Here is a 20,396-nt window from a genome sequence, read left to right as displayed (position 1 = left end):
GAATGAAACAATTCTTCCACACGCCCCACCGCGAGGTTATGCGCAATTTGCATCGGATTGCCGGCTGGCGCGGCGTTGAAGCAGCGACGCCATTCACCCATGTGGGGGTGTTCGTTGCAGCACTTCCTGGCCAGAATCAAGGTGTCGTGAGTTGACCCCTCTCGGCATTTCCCGCAGCCCGCATTCGTGCGGGCTTTTTTTCATCCCCAGAATTGGGGATGCGCGCCGTGCCGGCAACGGCGACGATAAGACCGGGCGGACTGCGACACGCCCAACGCCATTTCAAGCCCTCGCCTACCCTGGCCGAGGGCTTTTTCTTTGCCTTCACTAGGGCAAGCCCCGCCAGGGCGCGATCCGTTGACCGGGTGTCGTCGTCCAGGCACAACACCTCTATTTAGAGGGATGCGCCATCCCATGCGGCTATACGACCATCGTCATGGGCGGTTCCGCGACTCGCCCACCACTACTTCAAGCCCTCGACTACCCTGGCCGAGGGCTTTTTCTTTGGTTGGCGCAAAGAGGCTGTGGCCCATCCGCACCGCAACAAATCTTTACAACTGAGCCCGTGAATTCCGGCAGGGTTGCCCTAGCCTTCCCCCATGCTTTCCGAAGGAGACGGCCATGCCTTCGTCGCGGGACACATTCAAGCTGCGCCGCCCTGGGCGCCGGACGATGAACTGGCATGACGTTGCCTTGATTTCGGCGGCATGGATTGGATTGTGTCTGGGGCTTGGGTGGACGCTTTCCAAAGCGGCCGGGACCTTCGAATAAGGCTGCGCTGCGTCCTCGTCGAAACAGCGATGGAAATAGCTCCCCACCGAATGGGGATGCAAATGTCTTTACATTTGCCGGAGAATGCTCGGGTCGTGAGTTGACCCCTCTCGGCTTTCTACCCAAAGCCCGCCGCTGTGCGGGCTCTTTTTTTCATGCAGGCCCTGTCAGGACGCTGCCGAACCTGGCGGCACCTCTGTTTAGAGGGATGCGCGCCCCGGGCGATTGCACGAACATGGTTATGGGCGTTTCCGTGACTTGCCCACTTTCTTCAAGCCCTTCATGCCCTCGCCCACCCTGGCCGAGGGCTTTTCTTTGCCGGAGTCGGCCTCTGTCCGAACAACAGGCCCGGTGACCCTGCTATGGCAGTTCCGGCGCCCCGCGCGCATCCCGTGCGGGTCGGCGCAGAAAGCAAAAAAGCCGTCCAATTGGACGGCTTCGGCTCACTGCGGATGTTCTGGCGGAGAGAGGGGGATTCGAACCCCCGATAGGCTATTAACCTGCTCGTTCTTCTGCTGCAACCCACTGATTCCAAACGAATTACGATACGTTCGCGTTCCTATTCGAGGAACGAGAAAGCGCGCGCAAGTGCTTGATTTCATTGGGCGTGCTTCGTGGCTATAGGAAGCTGCGGCCACTGTGGATATACTGTATGTCCATACAGTACTTTCAACCCGCCATGCACTCACTCTCAGCCGCAGAATCAGCCATCATCGAAGCCACGCCTGCCATCGTTGCCAAGCACCGCGCCGCTGGCATTCTGACCTGGAAGCTCATTCACCAGATCGAGGACGAGGTCCTGCATGAAGTGGCCCAGTCTGGCAAGCATGCGTCCAACCTCCTCCGCATGCTGAAGTCGTCGCCGTTTCTCGGCTACCCGAAGGACGACACGCCCGCCGACTTCACGGGCAGCGAAGTGCTGCCGGTCACCTTCGGCGCAATCCAAGACGCCTGGAATCGGGTCAACTGAACCTGCACCATGGGCAACAGCAAACTGGCCGCCGGCTGCCACCTCTCATCGGGCCCGTCGCATATAGCGCCAACGGGCGAGAACGGCATTCTCGGGCAGGTCCACGGCCAGTACATTGCGGCCGCCATCGGTACGCTGGGCAGGGCCACGCGCGAGGCGCCAGACCGACACGAGGTAGTGATCGAGGCCGGGCATGCCGGCACGGTCCGGTTGTTCATCGAGAAGAAGCGAGCCAGGCACGGTCGGTATTCCCACTACTACTGGTCGGCGTATCGCGCCGACCAGGCGAACGATTAGGGCAAGCCGTCGCCCTTGACATTAGCCCCTTTGGTGCTAATATAGATCTCAGAGGTAGCGCACCGCGCCGCCCGACATCCCGAAAGGACGACACAAATGGACAAGACCTTGGACATCATCAAGACCGAAGCTGAGATCAGCAAGCTGGTGATGGAAGCCACCAAACTGAATGCCGAAAGCGGCAAGCTGCAAGCCGAAACGGCAAAGCTAAATCGTGAAGCACGCTGGCTCCCATTCGTGCATGCCGCCGCCCTATTCGCGGCCGCAGCAGCCTTCGTGAAGCTCTTCCTGAACTGATCCAAGGCCCGCTGCAAGGCGGGTTTCTTCTATGCGCTATTCCTCTCCCAGCCCAGAAGACCTCCAACGCCTCAAGAATGAACTTGGCCGCACCGGCGAAGAAATGGCCGAGTTATTCGGCGTTGCTGGCGGCCAACAGTGGCGCAAGTACACCGGCGGGGCCCAACCGCGCGAGATGGCACCTCAGATGCTCTTTTTTGGCGCGGCTCGGCTTGTTCTTTCAGATGAGGAACTTTCCCGGGTGCTCGATCGCATGCGCGCGATCGGTGCCGAAATCGAGCTATCGGCCCAGGCAACCGACACGCCGGCACTGTAGGACTCCGCCGGATACCCACAGCCACAGTGACGCGCGGAGACTGGCGGCATAACTTCAGGAGACCGCCATGCCTGGACAAGACATCCACGTGGTTCCGGACGACGACCGCTGGGCCGTCATGACCGAGGGCGGCAACGGCCGCGAGACATTCGACACGCAAGAGGCGGCGATCGCTGCGGGCACACGCCGCGCCAAGGAAAAGAAGGTAGAGCTGCTGATCCACGGCCGGGACGGCAAGATCCGCGAGCGTAATTCCTTCGGCAACGATCCGCGCGACATCCCGGGCTGATGCCATGGCCAGCCGGCTGCCGGTGGCGCCGACCCTGGCCGACCTACGGCCCATGCTCCTGTGCGAGCGCAAGACCATCCCGCGAGAGCCCGGCTGGCACTTCGAGATCAAGTACGACGGGTACCGCCTACTAGCCACCACTGGCGGCGCGCCAAGGCTGAAGTCCCGCAACGGGGCGAACGCGACCACCTGGTTTCCGGAGCTGGTCGATGCTCTCACCACCCTCCCCGCAGGCTGGATCCTGGACGGCGAGGTCTGCGTGCTGGATGACATCGGCAAGAGCGATTTCGAGCGGCTGCACGCGCGGGCCCGGCGCAAGGGTTGGTACCGCGGCGCCGATCCCGTTGTCTACTGCGTGTTCGACCTGCTGGTCGGCAAAGGGAAGGATCTGCGCTCGCTGCCACTGGAGCGGCGAAAGGCGGACCTACGTAAGCTGATCGGCCAGTCGTCCCCCGGCATGCTGTTTGTGGATAGCGTGGAGGATGGCGCTTGGCTTTACGGTCATGCGCTGGCGCTAGGTCTGGAGGGTGTTGTGGGCAAGCGCGCCGGCTCGACGTATCAGGCCGGCGAGAGATCGGCCGACTGGGTGAAGATCAAGCGGCCCGGCGCGGTACCGCCGGAGCGGTTTCGGCGATAGTAGTGCGCGAAGAATGCAAAGAGGCTCATGCCGCCGATGCCCTAAAATTCCGGGACTTAACTCAAACACGACGCCATGGGAAGAAAAGCACAAGGGATGCAGGTAGAGAGGGAGATCGCTGAGGCGTCAATGCAGATCTCCAAGCTTGACGCAGCAAGAAACCAGCTTCGTACGGCGATCTGGCTTTACTTCCACGAGATGGACCCGATCTCGATTCACGCGCTAGCCAGTGCCGCACGAATGGTATTGCGGAAACTACATGTGCATCATAAGACTGGCCACAAGATGTTGCACGACGAACTCATCGACGTGTACGTCAAAGCCGAGTATCGGGGTTCCATGATCAATGTGCTGAACAGCGCTGCAAACTTTTTCAAGCACGCTGACCAAGACCCCGAGGACGTGTACCACTTCAATCCCAAAGCATCCGAGATGGTGATGCTGGACGCTGTCTTTGCCATCGGCGTGCTTGGCGCCGAGGACTGCGACGAGTTTAGAGCTTACCGGACATGGATGCTGGTGATGTTCCCACATCTACTCAAAGAACTCCCTGAGGGAATATCGGAAGCTACGCTTGCGTCCGCTCGTTCGGTGGGCAGGCGCGAGTATTTCCGCCTAATTCAGCAACAGATAGCAGCTCTCGCATCACGCCATCAAGGTCCAATAGGCGGACGCGAGAGTTGATGTAAGCTCATCGCCGCCGCGCCCGAACCTCGTTCTCCAGTTCCGCCAGCCGCTTGCCCTGCTCTGCGACTCGTTCGTCCCGCCATGCGAAGTCCCTTCGGGCGTCGGCGCCGGTGTAGCGGTCCCCTTCCATCCTCTCGATGGTCTTCTTCATGGCCACCATCTCGGTCTTGATCTCGATCAGCGCCGAGTTCGTGGCTTCGCGCTGGCCAAAGTAAGCCGACAGCGCGGCCACCAGCGCCACCAGCAGCCCCCAGAACGGGAGCGTGGGGCGCTCCATCCTTACTGCGACGTGGCTATCGCTCTGCTGCATAGCAGCCCTCCCTGGCTTCGATTGCGGCGTCCAGCGCAACAGCGTCGCGCCGGCTCTTGTGGTACTGCTCGGCGGCGCCGAGGTAGGCTCGGATCAAGGCGCCCATGCTGTCATCGGCGGGCGCCGGCAGCTTTGCCGGCGGGATCGTCCGCAGGCTTCGTGGGATCGGCTGGCATTCCGCCCTCAGCGGCGGCGACGAGGCTGCGCAGGACGCCAGGGCCAACGCGGCAATCGCGATAGACAGGCTTTTCAACAATTTCAGGCTCCACTGATTCCCGGATGGTCCGGTAGATGGTGACGATGCGCTCGCGATCCTCCTGCTTGGCCACGAGCACGTCCTGGTCCTTGGCGACGACCTGCTTGTTCAGGCGCGCGATCTCCTTGTCGCGCTTGTCGATCGCGTCCTTCAGTGCTGCCTGGCCGGCCCGGAAGCCCGCGGCATGCACACTCGCCCGCCACGCCGCGGCAGCGCCGGCCAGCGCCAGCAGCATGCCGATGACGACGGCGGCTTTTGTGAGAGGGTTCATGAGGATTGCTCCAATCGGCCGTCACACATGGCGCGCTCGGCGGCCCGCCGTTTGACCAGGCCCGGCAACTCGCGTCCGCCGGCGTAGGTCCAGCGCGAGAACTCCGCGCACGCGCCCGCGTAGTCGCCGGCGTTGAACTTGCGCGCCATGGTCGACCGGCAGTAGGCCGCCACCCCTACGTTGAACGCGAAGCTGGTCGCAGCGGCCAGCCGGTACGTCTGGCCCTTCAGGCCCGGCGTGCAGGCGAGGACGCCGTCGGCATGCTCGACCAGGTCGGCGTCCAGCAGCGCAGTGCACTCGGCCGGCGAGTACGGCCGGCCCAGCACCGCGGTCTTTGTGTGGCCGGCGCAGGCGGTGACGATGCCGATCGGATCCTTGTAGCCGCGCAGGATCACGCCCTCGAACTTCGGCACCGCCGTCAGTAGCAATGCCGCGGCGCCGGCGCCGACGGTCGCCTGCAAGGTCCGCTTCGACCCGGCCCTCATTCGGCTGCCCCCTTGCCTGCGTCGATCATGTCTTTCAGGGCCGGCTGGGCGACGATGCGCGAGAACGCCGCGGCGAACGCCACGAGTGCCGCGGCGATGGCGGCCATTGCCGGCTTGCCGGTCAGATACATATCGGCGCCCGCCTCCAGGCTCGACAGCAGGCCGGCCAGCAGCGACAGGCGCACGCTCCACAGCCGCGGGAGCTGCTTCTTGGCCTCTTCGATGAGTTCCATGTGAACCTCCAGAAAACGAAAAAGCCGCCAGAAGGCGGCTGGTTGCGAGGCGGTGAGAAGGTCAGGCGGTCAACGCCTGCAGTTCGGCGTTGGACAGCTTGCGCGGGTAGTAGCGAAGCGCCCGAAGATAGCCGTTCAAGAATGCGGAAATGCCGTCCGCACCCGACCCGAGGCAAAGTTTTGTCACCGAGGGGAAGGCTGTGGGACTGGTTTGGGCGGCCGCTCCGCCATCGACGCTCAGCGCCGCAGTTCCAGCCGCGCAGCCGATAGCCAATTTATGCACTTGAGATGCACCGGAGATCGCGCCACTAAAGTCCGCTGCAGCCCCCCCGGTTGTGACGCGCGTAGTCAGTACCCCAGCATTGATGAACGGCTGGATGCGATTTGCCGTAGTGCCATCTGACAGTGCGAAGATCGACTGATTCGCTGCGGCGGCCATATTCGGCGCGACGAACTCGGCGTATATGGTGCCGGCCTGCGGGTTGAGGCCGATCTTCGTTAGGTCGGTTATAAGTGCGCTTTCTGCCGCGCGCGTGACAGTCGCGGTAGTGGTTGGGATGTGGCTCGTGGGAAACGCCCCCGCCTCCAACTGTGCTCCCCATACGTATATGCCAGACGCACCATCCCCGGTATATGTTGAAGTCCCCATCGTCTGCACAGCGTATGCGCTTGGCGCTAAGGATGTGCCTGACGCGGTCGTGGTGACCGTGGTCGCAACCCACCACCAACCGTTTCCAGCATCACGCACCACAGTACGACTGGCATCCGTAGCAGTGAACGAGCCGGTAGAAAGGTTGACGTAGACGGTGTTTGATGCGACCTGATTGCCGAAATTTCCGAGTTGAACCTGCGCGACCGTGCGCTCGGCGGCCTTCACGAAGACCGAGTACGTGTAAGTCGTGGACGCCGACACGGTAACGTTGCGCACCACGGCATGAATGCCTGTGGACGTGTCCTCGACAATCTTGTCCGCCGAAGAAGTTCCATCCGGCGAAAGCGCCGCATTTCCGGTAACCGAGCAGCCCGTTTTAGGCCAGGACGCATCAGGGAAGTTGGCCGAATGCGTGAGCAGGTTCGTCCGCCCTTCCTCCACCCGCATGCCCCGAGGCTGCAGCGTCACCGGGTCGTAGTCGTAGCGCGGCACGTTGTTCCCATCCTGCACCAGGACGCCCGACGCATTGAAGCGCCAGGCAGCGCTGGCACGCGTGAACGTGATCAGCTCGGCGAAGGGTACGTTACCCAGCATGCTTTACTCCGGAGGGGCCGCCCACAGGCGGCTGTCTGGTGAGCACAGATGCAAGCGTCGCGGGATCGTAGCGCCACGGCTCCGTATAGCCCAGCGCCGCGGCGACGGCCTCCGAGCAGAACCACGCACGGCGCGCGTCAGCGATCGGACGCCACACAAAGCCGACGTTGCCCAGCAGATCGTAGGGCGCGCCGATCTGGTTGACGAACCACGCCCGCGCCGCTGCCTCGCCGTCGTCCGGCAGATCCACGATGTCCCAGCGATCCGCATCGAATTCGATGGCCTTGAAGCGCACGCCGCCGTCCATGTAAGAGGCTGAGGCGGCCATGCCATCGGAGAAGATCAGCTCGCAGTGGGAATACGGCGATCTGCACCACCAACGCACGAGACGGTTGTACAGGCCGGCCATGCCGGGCCGCGTGCCACGATAGAACGCCGCGCGCATCGTCACTCCCAGCTGATGGCCTGCACCTGCTCGATGGTCGTTGCCGCGGCGAGCTGCACCTTCAGCGCCTGAGCGTGCGCGAAATTCGCGTTGCCGGCAGCAACCATGCTGGCGTAGAACGCCTTCCAGTCGTCCAGCGTGGCGATCGGCACATAGCTATTGTCGACGGCCTTCCAAGCGCCAGGCCAGTCTGCAGGCAGCGCGCCAAACAGCGTCGCGTATCCGTTGACGCCATCGATGTCGCTGCGGCTCAACTCGTCGCAAGCGAACGCCTTGCCAGCGTGCACGAACGTGCTGCGGTTGGCCGCCAAGCGTGCAGCATTGATCTCGGCGTTCTTCTCGGCCCGTACGGCCTCGAGAAGCTCAGCCACTAGGCCGTCGTCCAGCACCCACTCGTCCGCCACCCACTTATGCGCGGGCGAGGGGCGCGGCTCATCGGTCAGGAACGACGGCAGATCGCCGAGGCCCGAGTACTCGCCGCCGAGTTCGAACGCCGAGCCGTCTACCGTGCGGTACAGCTGCACGGCGCGATAGTCCGGGACCACCGTCCAGGCGCCTTCAGGCCAGTTCTGCGGCGCCGTGCCGTCCGGCCGCCGATAGACGCGCACGCGCCCAGCTTCTACGGCCGGCGGAGCGGTCGGCGTAGCATAGCCGGAGACGATGGGGTTCTCCGGCTCGAGCGGATTCTCGTCGGCAATGCCAACGCTCAGGAACTCGCCGGTGATCGGGTGGTAGTTGAAGATTTCCATGCCGGCTCCTCAGAACTTGATGATGGCCATCAGGGCCATGTTTCGCGGGCGCGTTTCGGCGCCGCCCGTGGATGTGGTCGACATGAAGCCTTGGCTGATACCGTTGGTCGCGATTTGGAGACCTGTCACAGCGCCGCCGCCGGCCACTACAGATTGCGTGGTGTGCAAATGGCTCTTCAGGTCTTCCAGCTGCCCGGACCCGATCACCCGGCCCGCATCCACCCCGCGCCCGTCATCCCACGCCCGGATGAACTCGCCGCGCAGTTCTGGCAGGTTGAAGGTGGTAGACCCATCGCCGGACCCATATCCCGTACCCAGCACGGCGAACAGGTCCGCATAGGTTGTTCGCGAGACCGCGGCGCCGTTGGCCTTCAGGAAGCCGGCCGGAACAGAACTGACGGCGTGGTACACCACCGTGCCGGGCATGATGTGGCCGAAGTTCTGCACACCAAGCAGGCCGATAGTCACCCAAGCGGTGTTGGCGCCGTTGCGCATCTTCAGCAGGCCGGCGTTGGTGTCTGCCCACAACATGTAGGCAAAGGGCGTCGTCGGCGCCGCTGCGCCAGAGTTGTTCGAGACGAGCGCACCCAGTGCCAAGTTCAGGTCGGCTCGGAACGCCGCGCCCGCCTGATTGGCGATGTCCATGTCGTGTTGGGACATGCTTTCCTCTCTGGTTAGTAGCTGATCGCATCCCAGTCGAACCGGCGGGAAACCGGCGCGCTGGCGCTGTTGAAGAAGGTCACGGCGAAGCCAGACACGGTCTTGCCGCTGACGACGAAGTAGTCGCCCTGTGCCATGTTCTGCGCGGTGATGCCAAGCACCGGCAGCGCCCGGAATGGCTTCGAGAAAGTGATGGCCGTTGCGCCTGCGGCCGACACGATGTCCCTGCCCGACTCGCGCCGATCCGGCATGTCGACATTCACGGCCAGGCCTGTCACGACTACGTTGTGCGTGGCGGAACCGCTCTCCATCACCACCTTCCACTGGAAGGCGCGCGCCTCGTAGTCGCCCATGGAGAAGCGCTGCCACGACGACCAGGCCGGCGAGCCAGCAGGATCGTCGGGGGTGGTGCGCACGTACAGGGCGACGGCGGTGTCGTTGATCCGATCGCCATCGATCGACGCCCAGCTGTCGATCAGGTCATACCGGAAATCGATAAGGTCGCCGGTGTCAAACGACACCGCGTCAATGGTCGCAGTCAGGCGCGACTTCTCTACCGTGCCGAGATCGAGCGAGCCTGCAAAGACGTACTCGCCGCTACTGACGATGCCGCCAAGCGAATCGATCAGGCCCCATCCACCTGATCCGACCACGTCATCGATCAGCCCGAGCGTGTTGATGGCAGGCTGCGTGTCCCACAGCCCGCTGGCGTCACTCATGCCCTGGTCATCAATCAGGCCGGCACCGGTCAGCTTGATGCCATTCAGCGCCGGGTCGTAGATGACGTTCGTCTTGGCGCCGGCGAAGGTCGGCTGCTCCTGCACCGTGGCCACCACGTTCAGCGCCAGGAGCGACGGCGCCGTGGTGACGACCATTGCAGCCGTCGGCGACTCGTGGCCGGTGGAATCGATCCACTTGGCCAGATACACGCCTTCCAGCAGCGGCAGCTGCACCGAATTGGCCGCGCCGGAGATATAGCCACCGATGTCAATGGCACTGCCCCAGCTCGCCTGCACCAGATCGGTGGTGTGCCGGATCCGCGCCTGCCCACCATTCCTCACGTCCAGATCGGTCGCCGCGTCCCATGTCAGGTTCGCCAACCCGTTTAGCACCGTCATGGACAGGCCAGTGAGGTTGGACGGTGCCGCCATCTTCCCCGTCACGACGTGCAGCGCCGAGTACGTCCACGCGCTGCTGCGCACGCCGATTGCCGAGACGAAGCGGCCGCGCACGATATAGGCGGCGCCATCTTCCACCGGGGAAAGGTGTCGACTCGTCGTCTCCGCAGTCAGCGACGGCATCGACGACCACACCGCGCTGTCGGCGCGCTTGTACTCCATCTCGACGCGGCCGGTCTGGGACAGCGCCAGATCCTGCGCCCCTGGCCACGTGATCAGCATCCGGGACGTGACCACGCCGCTCGAGCTGAGAATCAGCTGATCCTCGCCCGACGCCAGCGTGATCTGCCCCAGCGGCTCCACCAAGAACGGGTTGGGCAGGTTAGTGTCCGGCGCCGGATCGACGACGGTGGCATTGCCCAGGTTCCAGTCGTAGACGGCGGCAGCCTCCTCGTTCAGCACCAGGTCGACACCGCCATCGGCGCTCATGCGCCAGTCCATCACCCGGAAGACCTTGTCGGTCCAGCCGAACTTCGCCAGTGACAGCTTGACCGTGCTGTAGGCGGTCAGTTGCAGAGCGGTCAGCTTGGCAGGGAATTCGACGACGATGCTCTGCCGCGACCGCTCCAGGATGATCTTGGCGATGCGCTGCGCCATGATCGTGTTGGTGGTGAACGGCAGTTCGATGTCGCGCTCGATTACCTCGCCATCGTTGGCGGCATAGGTCGCGTTCCTCACCGCGGGGAAGTCGCCCGGCTGCCAGAACTTGCCCGGATCGACGTAGGTGCCCTTCACCACGTTGAACAGGTCTTTGCGTGACGTGCGCGGCTGCACCTTCACCGGCCCGCGCAGGTCCGATTCCGTCAGCGTGACCGTCGGGACATCGTAGGCGCCCGCAAACACACGGAATACGCCACCGGCGATTACCGCCACACCGGCGCCAGCTGTGACCATCTCGGCCAGGTTATCGCGCGGCGACTTGTCGGACATGACGATGCCATCGCACAGATAGCGCTCTTGCCACACCGCCGTGTCGGTCTGCACCGGCTCGTCGCTGATGTTTGCCGCGGCGATCACGGATGCGACGTCGATGTCAGCGTCGGTACAGCCGAAGCCGCGCTCGTCTCGCAAGTAGTCGTAGATGCACAGCGCCCAGTTGTGCGACCAGTACGTACCGCCGTTGCGAGGGTCATACAGGCGCTTCCCGCGCACCACCGCCTTGATATTGGGCAAGCCGTTCGGAAAGATGTCGGCGTCGTACTCCAGCCGCAGATAGACGTAGCAAACACCGCTCAGGCGGTGGTCCCACGTCCAGCCTGGCACTTCCGATACCAAGTCGCCGTCGGCGGCCTGATCGGTCGAGCCAAGATGCTTCTTGACCCGGACCAGAGCCTTAGACCGCAGCGCCTCATATGTGATGACGACAATCTTGGTAGCTGGGTCAATGCCCCGTACGGTTACCGTCTTCGAGCCTTGTTGCCAGTCCACCGTGTAGGCGAACTCCTGTACGTAGCCCATGCCATCGGTGTACCCGGCAGCGGAAACCACCCGATAGACCGTCTCGTCAACGTCATAGGTGACTTGGGACTGGCCGACAGGGATAGTCTTCGAATGCGTAGTGGACTCGCCACGCAGCTTCAGAAACTTGCCACCGGTGACGAAGCCGTTCACGTCGATGCCACCAACAGGATCTTCCCCGAGGTACACCTCCTCAATCGCATCGCATTCGTGGTCGGCCAGCGCCACCACAAGGTGAATGAACTGGTTCGTCTTGCCATTGCCGTCGGTGCTTGCTGCGAACACCAGTGGGCCGGACGTCATCGCCCGGCCATAGATCATGTTGCGCGGCTGGACATTCGATCTGACGATCTGCGTGCGCCCCTGTGCCTCGGCGGCAAACCCGTTTTGGGTGCGCGGCTTGAAGACCGCCCCCATGAGCGAGCCGACCGCAAACGAGAAGCCGATGGTAAGGACAGCGGACGCAACCCCGTATGCAATCGTTGCAGCAGCTACAGCAGCTGCGCCGGCTGCTACGCCGCCTGCGGCTGAAAAGGCCCATGCCGCTACGGCAGCTACAGCTTCTGCCATATCAACCTCCTAGACTTTCCATGCTGCTTTGGCAGCCGTTGCAGGCAGGAAGATGATTCCCTTGCCACCCTGCGCTGCGATGGTCCCACCCAGGCACACAGCCAACGCCTCGCCTTCTGGCGCATCTATCAAAACGACATCACCACGCCCCGCCAGCGCCGCGGGTATCGGAGGCCCAAGAACCAGAGAGCAAAGACCGACTACCCCGCCGTTGTCTCGCAGCAATCGATGCGCGCCTTTGTCGGTGAAGTAGAGTCCACGCCAACGCGCAGCCGGATCGGTCCCAGTCATTGCCTCAATCGCGTCCGCCACGAACATGCAGCAGTCGCTGACACCGCGTGAAAAAGCCCGCTCTTGGCGGGCTTCAATAAACTCGGCAAGCCGAGTCGGCCAGTCTTCCAATCGCTGCATTTACCTTCCCCACTGAAGCTGACGCTCTACCATCTGCGGCACGAACTCGAAGCCGCGATCACCCGGGAACCGGCTCTGCTGGTCCTCGTTGTTGTAGCGGCGCACCTTCGCGCGGTCCCACGCGACCATTCGCGACTCGGCGGACACCGTGATAGACGCGGTCTCGCCGACATCGATGGTTGGCACGTCCATGCGACCCGAGAACAATGGAATCGGCGCAAAGCCAAGCTGGAGATCCCATCGCAACGGCGCAAACCAGATGCGGCATGCCTTTCCCTGATACTGCTCGGCGAGCATGATCGCAACGTATTCGGTCGGCACACCACTGAGCGTCAGGCGAACACCCGTTGCTTCGAGGCTCGCCCGCTCCTGGATCGGCTCAATGCCTCCCAGCGCACCGAGACCGAGCCAGGTAGCGCCGTTCCACTCCATGTTGTAGCCAGCGCTACAGACCCGCAGCGGCTGCGAGAAGTCGAGCTGCACGAAGAACACATACGGCACATGGCCCGCAGTGATCAGCGAGACGTTGCCGCCGTCCAGTGCGCGCGTCATGTCAGCACCTCGATGAAGTCGACCGAGAAGGCCTCATGCCGGGATGCCGGCGTGCTCACGAACTCCCACACGTCGCTGGCCAGCCTCATGAACGCTTTGGGCTTGTCCAGATTGATCACGGAGAGGTCCGCCGGTGCCTTGCGGAACGACGGCGCGATCGGAACTAGCGCGATACCGTTCGCATCGCTGACCACGTCTGCCGTCACCATCTTTAATTCGCCGCCAGCCTCCACATACTCGCCCGCTCGAAGCACCAGCGTGCTGGCCGGCCAGTATTTCGATGGCAGGTAGTTGAAGTCGATCAACGCCCCGTTGACCACTGGAGCGACGTTGATCTGGTACGACTGGGACAGGAAGTTGAGCACCATCGTGGAGTCCACCGGAGCGGCGGCGATGTCCGCGATCGCTGCCCCATGCGGCCACAGGTACACGCGACCAGCCATACCATTCAGCGCGGCCAGGAAGCCCTGCAGCTTGCGCTGCTGCTGAAGGCTCATGGTGGTGAAGGTCAGGCGCGCCTTCCACAGGGCGCCCGGCCTTTCCACGGTCTGCATGGCCCGGTTCAGCGGGGACGTGAAGCTTTCCGTGTTTGACTGCAGCCCGAACATGGCGCTCGCCGGCAGGATGTCCTCAGGGAACGTAAGTGTCGTCATGGCTTACCGTTTCGGCGAGAACGCGCCGCCGCGATTCATGCTGTCCAGGATCTCAGCCTTCGTCTGCCGTGACTTCTGGTCGATGAAAGCGATGATTTCGGAGCGGTCGGTGCGGCTGTCGATGTGGTAGGTGTTGTTGATCTCGACCGACATCGGCGCGGCCTGCTGTGCATCTTTGCGAGCCAGGACGTTGTCCGGGATGATCGTGCCATCGCTGTCCGGCACGAACAGTTCCGGCCGCCCCCGCTCACCGACTAGCAGCGGCACTCCCGCCTGCACATCGCCACCCGATGCGCGGGTGCTCACGCTGCTGACCAGGCTGTCCAGCCCGGCCTGCGTCGCCGGCCCATAGACACCGCCCACCGAAATGCCGGTTGCATCGCCCGCCATGCCGAGCAGCGAACCTCCGAGCTGGCTGAAGATGCCCGACAGCGCCGCGCGCGTCTGGATCCGAATCAGGTCCGAGATCACGGACTTGGCGAAATCGCCGAAGTTGAGCTTCCCCGTCATGGTGAAGCTCACCAGGGCGTCCTCCATCGAACCGAAGGCCCGGGTGAACAGGCTCTCGGTCTGCGCAAACACGTTCTGCGCGGCGTCCGCGTAGTTGGCCAGCGCGCGGGTGGCGCCGAGTTCCCAGCTGGACTGCGCTGCCAGCATCTGCTGCGTGGCGCTCTGCTCGAGCAGCACCCTGTCCGTCTGGTACTGCTGCAGCGCGGCCAGTTGCGCCTGGTAGTCGTCCTCGCTGATCCGCCCCTCACGCCGCGACCGGCTCAGGTCGTAGAACTTCTGGTCGAAGTCGCGGTTGGCCTGCTGGATCCGTGCCAGCTGGTCGCGCGCAGTGTCGCCCATGCCGAGGCCGGCGATGTTCTGGCCGATCTCCTGCTGGCGCAGCTTCAGCGCGTTGTCCAGCGCGTCGGTATAGGCCCGCAGGGAATCGGTCGCGCGCTTGTCGTACGCGGCGACGGCGTTGGTGCCTTCCTTGCGCACGTTGACGATCTGCTCTTCGATCTCCTGCACCTTGGACGCGTACCGCTCGCGCTCAGCCAGCGACTTGCGGCCGCTGGCTGCTTCCGCCTCCAGTTCTGCAATGGCGAGTTGGTCCTGCAGCGCGTTTTCCTTCAGGTCATAAGACTTCTGGATGTACTCGCGCTCGGACACCAGGCCCATCGTCCGCTGCTGCTGCAGGTCGAGTTGGGACTGGTGCTCGATCTGCTTGGCTTGCCGTGCATAGCCTTCCAGCGCGGCGATTTGGCCACCCAGCGCGTTCTCCAGCGCCGCGGCACCGGCGCCGCTCGCCTTCGGATCCTTGTACTTCTCATTGATGCCGCTGACCATGCGCGCGTAGTCGGCATCGCTGAACGAGCCGCCGGCAGCCAGAATGGCAGCGCGGTCCTTGTCCAGCTTTTCCAGTTCCTTCTGACGCTTCTGGGCGTTCGACATCACCTCGTCGCGCATCTTGTCGACACGCAGCTGGGCGGCGATGGCGTCTTCCTGCTTCCGGGCGTTGGCGGCCGACGATTCCGCCGCGCGCTGCTCCATCCGTTGCTGCTCCTGCAGCAGAGCGACCTGCTTGTCGATCGACGCCACCCGGCCCGCGGCCAGACGGTTGCCCTGGATGTCGCGGCGTTCCCCCGTCAGGGTGTCGATCTGGTCCTGCAGCGTCGGGCCAGTGCTCAGGCCCTTCTTCAGCTCCGCGTAGAACTGCTGGACGCCGGCGCTCAGGCTGCGCCAGGCCTGCTCCGCCTTCGACAGGTGCTGCGCCGACGACGCGGCGACCTGCGCCGTGGCCGCCTCGATAACCGCCTGCACCGCGGCATGCTTGTCGCCGGCGTCCTGCAGCGCCTTGATGTGCTGGTACGTGGCCACGTCCATGAAGTGCATGGCCTGGTTGTGCTCGGCCGCCCACTTCGCCGGGTCTGCGGTGACCTTGGCGTAGTCCTTGCTGACGTCTTCCAGCTTCTCGCCGGTCAGCTCCGCGGTGCGCACCACCACGGTGGCCAGGCCTTCCATCTCCGAAGACGTCAGGCGGCCGGTCTTGGCGAAGTCCATCAGCACGTCGCGCGCCTCGCCGAACGAGGTGCGCGCGTCGGCCGCCACCCGGCGCGTCATGCTCTCCAGCGAGGAAGCCGTCAGCCCGGCGTAGTTGCCGGTCATCTGCAGCGTGGCGTTGAACTCCTTGGCTTCTTTGTTTCCGGCGTAGTAGGCATAGCCCAGCGCTGCGACGGCGCCGGCAGTGACCGTGAGAGGGTTCACCAGGCCAGCGACGTACGAGGCGGTCGCTTGGATGGCCGGCACCAGCCCGCCGAACATGTCCTTCAGCTGGCCGCCCTGCTGCAGCAACACCATCAGCGGCGATTGGCCCGTCGCCAGCCCGACGCCGATGTCCGTCATCTGGGCAGGCAGCATGCGCATGGCGTTCGCTGCCTGCGCGGCGGACTGCTGGACCTTCTTGCCGGCCTGGGTAGCCTTGGCGCCGACGGTGTCGAAGGCATCTGCCGTCCGGCCAGCGGTCTTCGCAGCGGTGTCGAGCGCAGCTTCCCCCCGCGCCAGCCCGGAGGTGTCCATGGCGATGCCGAGGGATGCGATGTCCATGCTATGCCTTGCGTTTGTTGGCCGCCTCCAGCACCACGCGGTCGAGCCGCCGGATGGCGTCTATCTGCCAGCGCGCCGGGCGCTCGCCGATCATGCTGAAGAAGGCGTGGAGGTCGGTGTAGGTGATCGGTGACAGGCCCATGCCGGCCGGCCTGGTGGCGTTCAGCTCCATGAACCACTCCCAGAGCTGGAAGCCCGCCGGCGGCAGTTCCGGGCCGTCCAGCCCTTCCGGCCGCCGTCCGGTCTGCCGCGCCACCGATTCGAGGTTCTGCCTGACGGTCGAGCCATCAGGAAGGCGCTCATCTAGCGCCGCCTGATGCTCCGCGTACGCGATCAGGTCGGCCGTCAGACCTTCAGAAAATTTGCCGACTGGGCAGCTGCGGCGTAGACCTGCCCGCGCACTTCCGGGTTGACGGTGTACAGCAGGCGTGCATTGTCCGGCGTGCACGGCTCGTCCAGGCCGCGCCACGCCACCGTGCGCAGCACGGCGCCGGCAATGGCCTTGGCCTCGTCGTCTTCCACCGGATCGGGGACGATCGCCTCGCCCTTCTTCGCCGCTTGGTAGGAGCGCTCGCGGAAGGCGTTGATCTCCTTTCGCGCCGCCGCGCGCACGGTGTCGGAATGCTCGCCGCGCACCGTGATGAAGACGCCCAGGCCGATGCCTTCCGAGTTCTTGACCTCGAATTCGAAGCCGGTCTCGCTGGCCTGCACCAGGTTCAGGGATGCGATCGAGCGCGTCGGCGCCGCAGTGTTCTGTTCCATCGTCTGCTCCAAAAAAGATGCGGGCCAGCACATGCCGGCCCGCCGAATTTCCCATGGGTGGGAGCGCTGTCCCGTCGACCGCTCGTCTTATGCGAGCGAGTCCTGCACCGAAATGGTGGTCTTCTCGTTGGCCGTGCCAGCGCCGCCAGCGCCGTTCAGCAGAGCCTGGAAGCTGAAGGTCTGGATCAGGCCCTTCTCGCCGTCGTCCTTCCCGGCGCTGCCCAGCTTCACGCGGGACATCGTCATTGCGAAGAAGTCGGCGGTCCCGGTATTGCCGGTCGTCAGCACCGAGGTGATGCCGATCTCGGTCTCGTTGATGAAGGCGTCGCGTAGCACCGCGTCCTGGAAGTAGGCGGTGAACTGGCCCGTCACCACTACGCGGCCGGGGAACAGGTCAGGCAACGTGTTCTGGCCGACCACCGGATCGCCAGTCAGGTTGGCGTTGATCGATGCGCTCATGCCCGTGACCAGCCCCACCGGCACGCCGCCGGCGAGCAGCACGCCGTTGACCGCGGCCACCACGCCGGACGTGGTTTCGACTGCCGGCGCAGTGAAGTACGCCGACGTGGCCGTGACCATGTCCAGGCCCTGCACCTGCGCTGCCAGCGTCGCCATGCCGGTCGCCGGCAGGTTGATGTCCATCTGCGCCAACTTGCAGTCGGTGAAGCGCTCCGACTGGGCGATGTCAGCGAACCAGTGCTCGAAGGTGATGTACTTGTCCGTGTGCGCACTGGTCGGCACGAACGTCTTCTTGCCCGGCACCGAAACGGTGGCCGAGGCGATCGGGCCTTCTGCGACCATCGCCACGCCGTTGAGCGGGATGACGGTCAGCGCCAGTGCGGTCAGCGACACCACCAGCAGGTTCTTGTTCAGGTTGGCGGCGTTGAACGCGCCGGCCGTCAGTCGCACCACGTCGCCTGCCTTGATGCCGTCGGTGAGGTACGAGCCCGCGGCGCGCGTGACGGTGTACGACTGCACCGTGCCAAGCAGCGATGCCACCGCGATCGTGATGCTGGCTCCGCTAATGGCCGTCACCGCGGTGAAGTCGCGGCGCAGGATGGCGGCAAGCAGGTCGTCGTACGTGCCCGGCGAGATTTCACCGTTGATCGTGCCGGCCACCCGGCGCACGCCGTGGCGGAAGTCGGCAATCTGCTGGTCGGAGCGGATCTCCTCGGACTGGTAGGTGTCCTTGTTCAGCGAGATGTCCGACGTGACGCGGCGCAGGATCTGGCCGCCGGAGGTACCGGCCGCGACGCCCTGCGCGGTCTGCAGCTTGTACCGCAGTTGCTTGAACAACCCCTTTGCGATGGGCATTTTCTTGCTCCAAACAGAAATGCCCCGCGCAAGGCGAGGCGTTGATGAGATGGGCCGGCGTCAGGCGCTGGCGAAGAACGGGATGCTGACCGGCACGCGCCATCTGTCGCCGTCGGCATACCCCGCGGCAATGGCCGGCGTGCGCTGCACCACCACCTCGATGCCGTCGGCAACCAGTGTGGTGCCGCGCTTGAACCAGTCGCGTACAGCCGCGGCGCGCGCATCGGCCGCCGCCGGCCCAGTGCCCTGCGGGTACATCAGCGACACCTGCAGCACGCCGACCTCGCGGAAATACTCGCCATAGGCGGGGTTCTCCGGCGCGCCCAGCAGCAGATTCGCGCGCTGGTATGGCACGCCGGCGGCCGGGGTGAATTGCACGTTCTGCCAGGCGGTGGCTAGCGCCGGCGCCATGGCGTTCAGCCGGGTCTCCAGCGCCTTACGGACAGCGACGTTGCTCATTTCTTCAGCTCTCCCACTGCGCGGGTCAGGTACTGGTCGAACTCGGCCAAGGTGATGCGCACCATGCCGCCGGGCGCCTGGCTGGAATGCCCGTACTCGAGCGGGATGGCGTACGGCAGGTGGTTGACCAGATAGGCCGTCTCGCCGATGTTCAGGCCCTGCAGCCCCGCGCGCGCCGCCGATATGGCCGCGGCGCCAGACTTGTCCAGCAGCTCGCGCGTGCTCGGCGTCAGGGTGTACTGCACCTGCCAGTTACCGCGGAAGCGGCCGGTGTCGACGGGAGACTTCATCACCAGGCTGGTCATCAGGTCCAGCGAGACCTTGCGCACGACCAGTTCCTGATTGCCCTTGGCGCGCTCGACGAACGCGGCGAACTTGCGGCGGAATTCGTCGTTGGCTGCCATTGGCTACTTCCGGATCTGCAGCTCGTACAGCACCGGCGTGCCGGCCGGATTCACGGCCTTGACGTTCTGCACCTGCCAGACTTCGGCGCCGTCGAGCAGCTTGTCGCCGGTGGTCGGCAGCGGCATGCCCGCGGGCGACAGCAGGCACTGCTTATCGCCGACCTCGATCAGCGTGCTGGGTATCCACGTCTGGCCCGCGGCCAGCATGGCATATTCGAACAGCGCGCCGGTGCCCTGGTAGTCGGTGACGGTCTCCGCCGAGGTGCCGCTGGCCGGGTCATAGGCGCCCGGCACCACGCGGCGCAGCGTTAGCGCCTTGCCGAACTCGCGCAGTAGCTCGTCGGCCAGCGTGGCCATTTCGTCGTAGAAGCTCATCAGACCCTCAGCAGCGGGACATTACCGGACGTGACCACCAGCAGCGGCCGCAGCATGCCGTCGACCAGCGGATAGCGCTTGCGGCCACCGTTGAGGGGCGCCGCGGCGTACTTCTTCGTGATCGGACCGACGGTCGTCTCGATCACCTGCTCGGGCGCCACGTCGGCTGCCAGCGGGCCCGACAGCGCGCGCAGCGCCAGTTCGCAGACCGCATCCTTCAGCCGCTTCGGGATGCCAGTCACGCCGGCGCGCGGCCATTCCAGCGCCTGGGTGTCGCTCGCGCGCAGGCCCTGAAACCGGTACAGGCTGTCCACGTAGCTCGTGGCATTGATCAGCGCCGCCTCCTTGGTGGTGGCCGCCGACCAGTTCGCGTTGCCACGGTCGCCGTGGTAGCTGTCGGCCTCGGCCACGCTCACATAGCTGTTGGCATCGGGCTTGCCGGTGCTGTCTTCGACGACGAGTGCCATGTTCGTATCCTCATCAGCTCACCAAAGCCGCCCCGGGTAGAGCGGCGATGGTCAGCAGACGCTGTCAGTCCTGCGCGGCTTCCTGCTTCACCTTGGCCGGACGGTATTCCGGCTTCAGCGTGACCTTGGGCACATCCTTGGCCTCGCCGGTGCGGTCGTCCGTCACGTTGGCGTCGATGATGCGCAGGCCTGCCTTGCGCGCCTCGGCCTTGACGTCCTGCTCGTAGCGGAAGAACGGGCCGGCCAGATACCAGATGTTCTTGGCTTCCTTGTCCATGGTTT

The 20,396-nt window shown here is 64.4% G+C and carries 30 protein-coding genes; 8 read left to right on the top strand and 22 right to left on the bottom strand.

Features of this window, described 5'->3' with window-relative positions:
* The first annotated feature begins 2 nt into the window (after positions 1–2).
* From ACAD63_RS06305 to ACAD63_RS06270, 8 genes are all read left to right on the top strand, one after another.
* Positions 3–155 (top strand): hypothetical protein, encoded by a 153-nt coding sequence (locus ACAD63_RS06305; protein WP_434033615.1) that lies wholly within the window; start codon positions 3–5, stop codon positions 153–155.
* Between the two features lie 1,268 nt (positions 156–1,423).
* Positions 1,424–1,741: a DUF2471 family protein gene (locus ACAD63_RS06300; protein WP_434033614.1), complete on the top strand. Its 318-nt coding sequence runs from the start codon at positions 1,424–1,426 to the stop codon at positions 1,739–1,741.
* Between the two features lie 9 nt (positions 1,742–1,750).
* Positions 1,751–2,038 (top strand): hypothetical protein, encoded by a 288-nt coding sequence (locus ACAD63_RS06295; protein ID WP_434033613.1) that lies wholly within the window; start codon positions 1,751–1,753, stop codon positions 2,036–2,038.
* Positions 2,039–2,134: 96 nt separating this feature from the next.
* Positions 2,135–2,335 carry a hypothetical protein gene (locus ACAD63_RS06290; protein WP_434033612.1) on the top strand — a complete coding sequence of 67 codons (201 nt, stop codon included), beginning with the start codon at positions 2,135–2,137 and terminating at the stop codon, positions 2,333–2,335.
* A 31-nt stretch (positions 2,336–2,366) separates the two neighbouring features.
* On the top strand, positions 2,367–2,651 hold the full coding sequence (locus tag ACAD63_RS06285; RefSeq protein ID WP_434033611.1) for a hypothetical protein: 285 nt from the start codon (positions 2,367–2,369) through the stop codon (positions 2,649–2,651).
* 67 nt (positions 2,652–2,718) lie between these two features.
* The gene (locus tag ACAD63_RS06280; RefSeq protein ID WP_434033610.1) at positions 2,719–2,940 is read left to right on the top strand and encodes a DUF2188 domain-containing protein; all 222 of its coding nucleotides are present in this window, start codon (positions 2,719–2,721) and stop codon (positions 2,938–2,940) included.
* Between the two features lie 4 nt (positions 2,941–2,944).
* Positions 2,945–3,577: a hypothetical protein gene (locus ACAD63_RS06275; protein ID WP_434033609.1), complete on the top strand. Its 633-nt coding sequence runs from the start codon at positions 2,945–2,947 to the stop codon at positions 3,575–3,577.
* 129 nt (positions 3,578–3,706) lie between these two features.
* Entirely contained in the window at positions 3,707–4,261 is a 555-nt protein-coding gene (locus ACAD63_RS06270) for a hypothetical protein (protein ID WP_434033608.1), read from the top strand.
* A gap of 7 nt (positions 4,262–4,268) precedes the next feature.
* Here ACAD63_RS06270 and ACAD63_RS06265 read toward each other — a convergent pair whose 3' ends face one another.
* From ACAD63_RS06265 to ACAD63_RS06160, 22 genes are all read right to left on the bottom strand, one after another.
* Positions 4,269–4,574: a hypothetical protein gene (locus tag ACAD63_RS06265; protein WP_373379922.1), complete on the bottom strand. Its 306-nt coding sequence runs from the start codon at positions 4,572–4,574 to the stop codon at positions 4,269–4,271.
* Positions 4,558–4,680, bottom strand: a complete 123-nt coding sequence (locus tag ACAD63_RS06260) for a hypothetical protein (protein WP_434033607.1) — start codon at positions 4,678–4,680, stop codon at positions 4,558–4,560. Before ACAD63_RS06260 ends, ACAD63_RS06265 begins: the two co-directional genes overlap by 17 nt.
* Before the next feature lie 4 nt (positions 4,681–4,684).
* Positions 4,685–5,101 carry a hypothetical protein gene (locus tag ACAD63_RS06255; RefSeq protein WP_434033606.1) on the bottom strand — a complete coding sequence of 139 codons (417 nt, stop codon included), beginning with the start codon at positions 5,099–5,101 and terminating at the stop codon, positions 4,685–4,687.
* The gene (locus tag ACAD63_RS06250) at positions 5,098–5,586 is read right to left on the bottom strand and encodes a lysozyme (protein WP_434033605.1); all 489 of its coding nucleotides are present in this window, start codon (positions 5,584–5,586) and stop codon (positions 5,098–5,100) included. Before ACAD63_RS06250 ends, ACAD63_RS06255 begins: the two co-directional genes overlap by 4 nt.
* Positions 5,583–5,819 (bottom strand): hypothetical protein, encoded by a 237-nt coding sequence (locus tag ACAD63_RS06245; protein WP_434033604.1) that lies wholly within the window; start codon positions 5,817–5,819, stop codon positions 5,583–5,585. Before ACAD63_RS06245 ends, ACAD63_RS06250 begins: the two co-directional genes overlap by 4 nt.
* A 61-nt stretch (positions 5,820–5,880) precedes the next feature.
* Positions 5,881–7,065: a phage head spike fiber domain-containing protein gene (locus ACAD63_RS06240; RefSeq protein WP_434033603.1), complete on the bottom strand. Its 1,185-nt coding sequence runs from the start codon at positions 7,063–7,065 to the stop codon at positions 5,881–5,883.
* Positions 7,055–7,510 carry a hypothetical protein gene (locus ACAD63_RS06235; RefSeq protein WP_434033602.1) on the bottom strand — a complete coding sequence of 152 codons (456 nt, stop codon included), beginning with the start codon at positions 7,508–7,510 and terminating at the stop codon, positions 7,055–7,057. Before ACAD63_RS06235 ends, ACAD63_RS06240 begins: the two co-directional genes overlap by 11 nt.
* A gap of 2 nt (positions 7,511–7,512) precedes the next feature.
* Positions 7,513–8,259: a DUF4376 domain-containing protein gene (locus tag ACAD63_RS06230; protein WP_434033601.1), complete on the bottom strand. Its 747-nt coding sequence runs from the start codon at positions 8,257–8,259 to the stop codon at positions 7,513–7,515.
* Positions 8,260–8,268: 9 nt separating this feature from the next.
* Positions 8,269–8,919 (bottom strand): phage tail protein, encoded by a 651-nt coding sequence (locus ACAD63_RS06225; RefSeq protein WP_434033600.1) that lies wholly within the window; start codon positions 8,917–8,919, stop codon positions 8,269–8,271.
* 14 nt (positions 8,920–8,933) lie between these two features.
* Positions 8,934–12,125, bottom strand: coding sequence for a phage tail protein (locus ACAD63_RS06220; RefSeq protein ID WP_434033599.1), 3,192 nt, complete (start codon positions 12,123–12,125; stop codon positions 8,934–8,936).
* 9 nt (positions 12,126–12,134) lie between these two features.
* Entirely contained in the window at positions 12,135–12,536 is a 402-nt protein-coding gene (locus ACAD63_RS06215) for a DUF6950 family protein (RefSeq protein WP_434033598.1), read from the bottom strand.
* On the bottom strand, positions 12,537–13,088 hold the full coding sequence (locus ACAD63_RS06210) for a hypothetical protein (protein WP_434033597.1): 552 nt from the start codon (positions 13,086–13,088) through the stop codon (positions 12,537–12,539). It abuts the gene before it with no gap.
* Positions 13,085–13,741 (bottom strand): hypothetical protein, encoded by a 657-nt coding sequence (locus tag ACAD63_RS06205; RefSeq protein WP_434033596.1) that lies wholly within the window; start codon positions 13,739–13,741, stop codon positions 13,085–13,087. Before ACAD63_RS06205 ends, ACAD63_RS06210 begins: the two co-directional genes overlap by 4 nt.
* Positions 13,742–13,744: 3 nt before the next feature.
* Positions 13,745–16,333 carry a phage tail tape measure protein gene (locus ACAD63_RS06200; RefSeq protein WP_434033595.1) on the bottom strand — a complete coding sequence of 863 codons (2,589 nt, stop codon included), beginning with the start codon at positions 16,331–16,333 and terminating at the stop codon, positions 13,745–13,747.
* Position 16,334: 1 nt separating this feature from the next.
* The gene (locus ACAD63_RS06195; RefSeq protein WP_434033594.1) at positions 16,335–16,589 is read right to left on the bottom strand and encodes a phage tail assembly chaperone; all 255 of its coding nucleotides are present in this window, start codon (positions 16,587–16,589) and stop codon (positions 16,335–16,337) included.
* An 89-nt stretch (positions 16,590–16,678) separates the two neighbouring features.
* Positions 16,679–17,095, bottom strand: coding sequence for a hypothetical protein (locus ACAD63_RS06190; RefSeq protein WP_434033593.1), 417 nt, complete (start codon positions 17,093–17,095; stop codon positions 16,679–16,681).
* 87 nt (positions 17,096–17,182) lie between these two features.
* A complete protein-coding gene (locus tag ACAD63_RS06185; protein WP_434033592.1) occupies positions 17,183–18,409 on the bottom strand; it encodes a phage tail tube protein in 1,227 nt (408 codons plus the stop codon).
* Between the two features lie 60 nt (positions 18,410–18,469).
* Positions 18,470–18,868, bottom strand: coding sequence for a phage tail terminator-like protein (locus ACAD63_RS06180; RefSeq protein ID WP_434033591.1), 399 nt, complete (start codon positions 18,866–18,868; stop codon positions 18,470–18,472).
* The gene (locus ACAD63_RS06175) at positions 18,865–19,272 is read right to left on the bottom strand and encodes an HK97 gp10 family phage protein (protein WP_434033590.1); all 408 of its coding nucleotides are present in this window, start codon (positions 19,270–19,272) and stop codon (positions 18,865–18,867) included. Before ACAD63_RS06175 ends, ACAD63_RS06180 begins: the two co-directional genes overlap by 4 nt.
* A gap of 3 nt (positions 19,273–19,275) precedes the next feature.
* Positions 19,276–19,647 carry a hypothetical protein gene (locus tag ACAD63_RS06170; protein ID WP_434033589.1) on the bottom strand — a complete coding sequence of 124 codons (372 nt, stop codon included), beginning with the start codon at positions 19,645–19,647 and terminating at the stop codon, positions 19,276–19,278.
* Positions 19,647–20,114 (bottom strand): DnaT-like ssDNA-binding protein, encoded by a 468-nt coding sequence (locus ACAD63_RS06165; RefSeq protein ID WP_434033588.1) that lies wholly within the window; start codon positions 20,112–20,114, stop codon positions 19,647–19,649. The genes ACAD63_RS06170 and ACAD63_RS06165 overlap by 1 nt, the downstream gene beginning before the upstream one ends.
* A gap of 64 nt (positions 20,115–20,178) precedes the next feature.
* On the bottom strand, positions 20,179–20,391 hold the full coding sequence (locus tag ACAD63_RS06160) for a hypothetical protein (RefSeq protein ID WP_434033587.1): 213 nt from the start codon (positions 20,389–20,391) through the stop codon (positions 20,179–20,181).
* Between the last annotated feature and the right edge of the window lie 5 nt (positions 20,392–20,396).

Origin of the sequence: Cupriavidus sp. a3 (genome assembly GCF_051015765.1) — a bacterium.
Lineage (GTDB): Bacteria > Pseudomonadota > Gammaproteobacteria > Burkholderiales > Burkholderiaceae > Cupriavidus > Cupriavidus oxalaticus_A.
The sequence above is the reverse complement of the archived record's forward strand: the minus strand, read 5'-3'. Positions and strand labels throughout refer to the sequence as shown.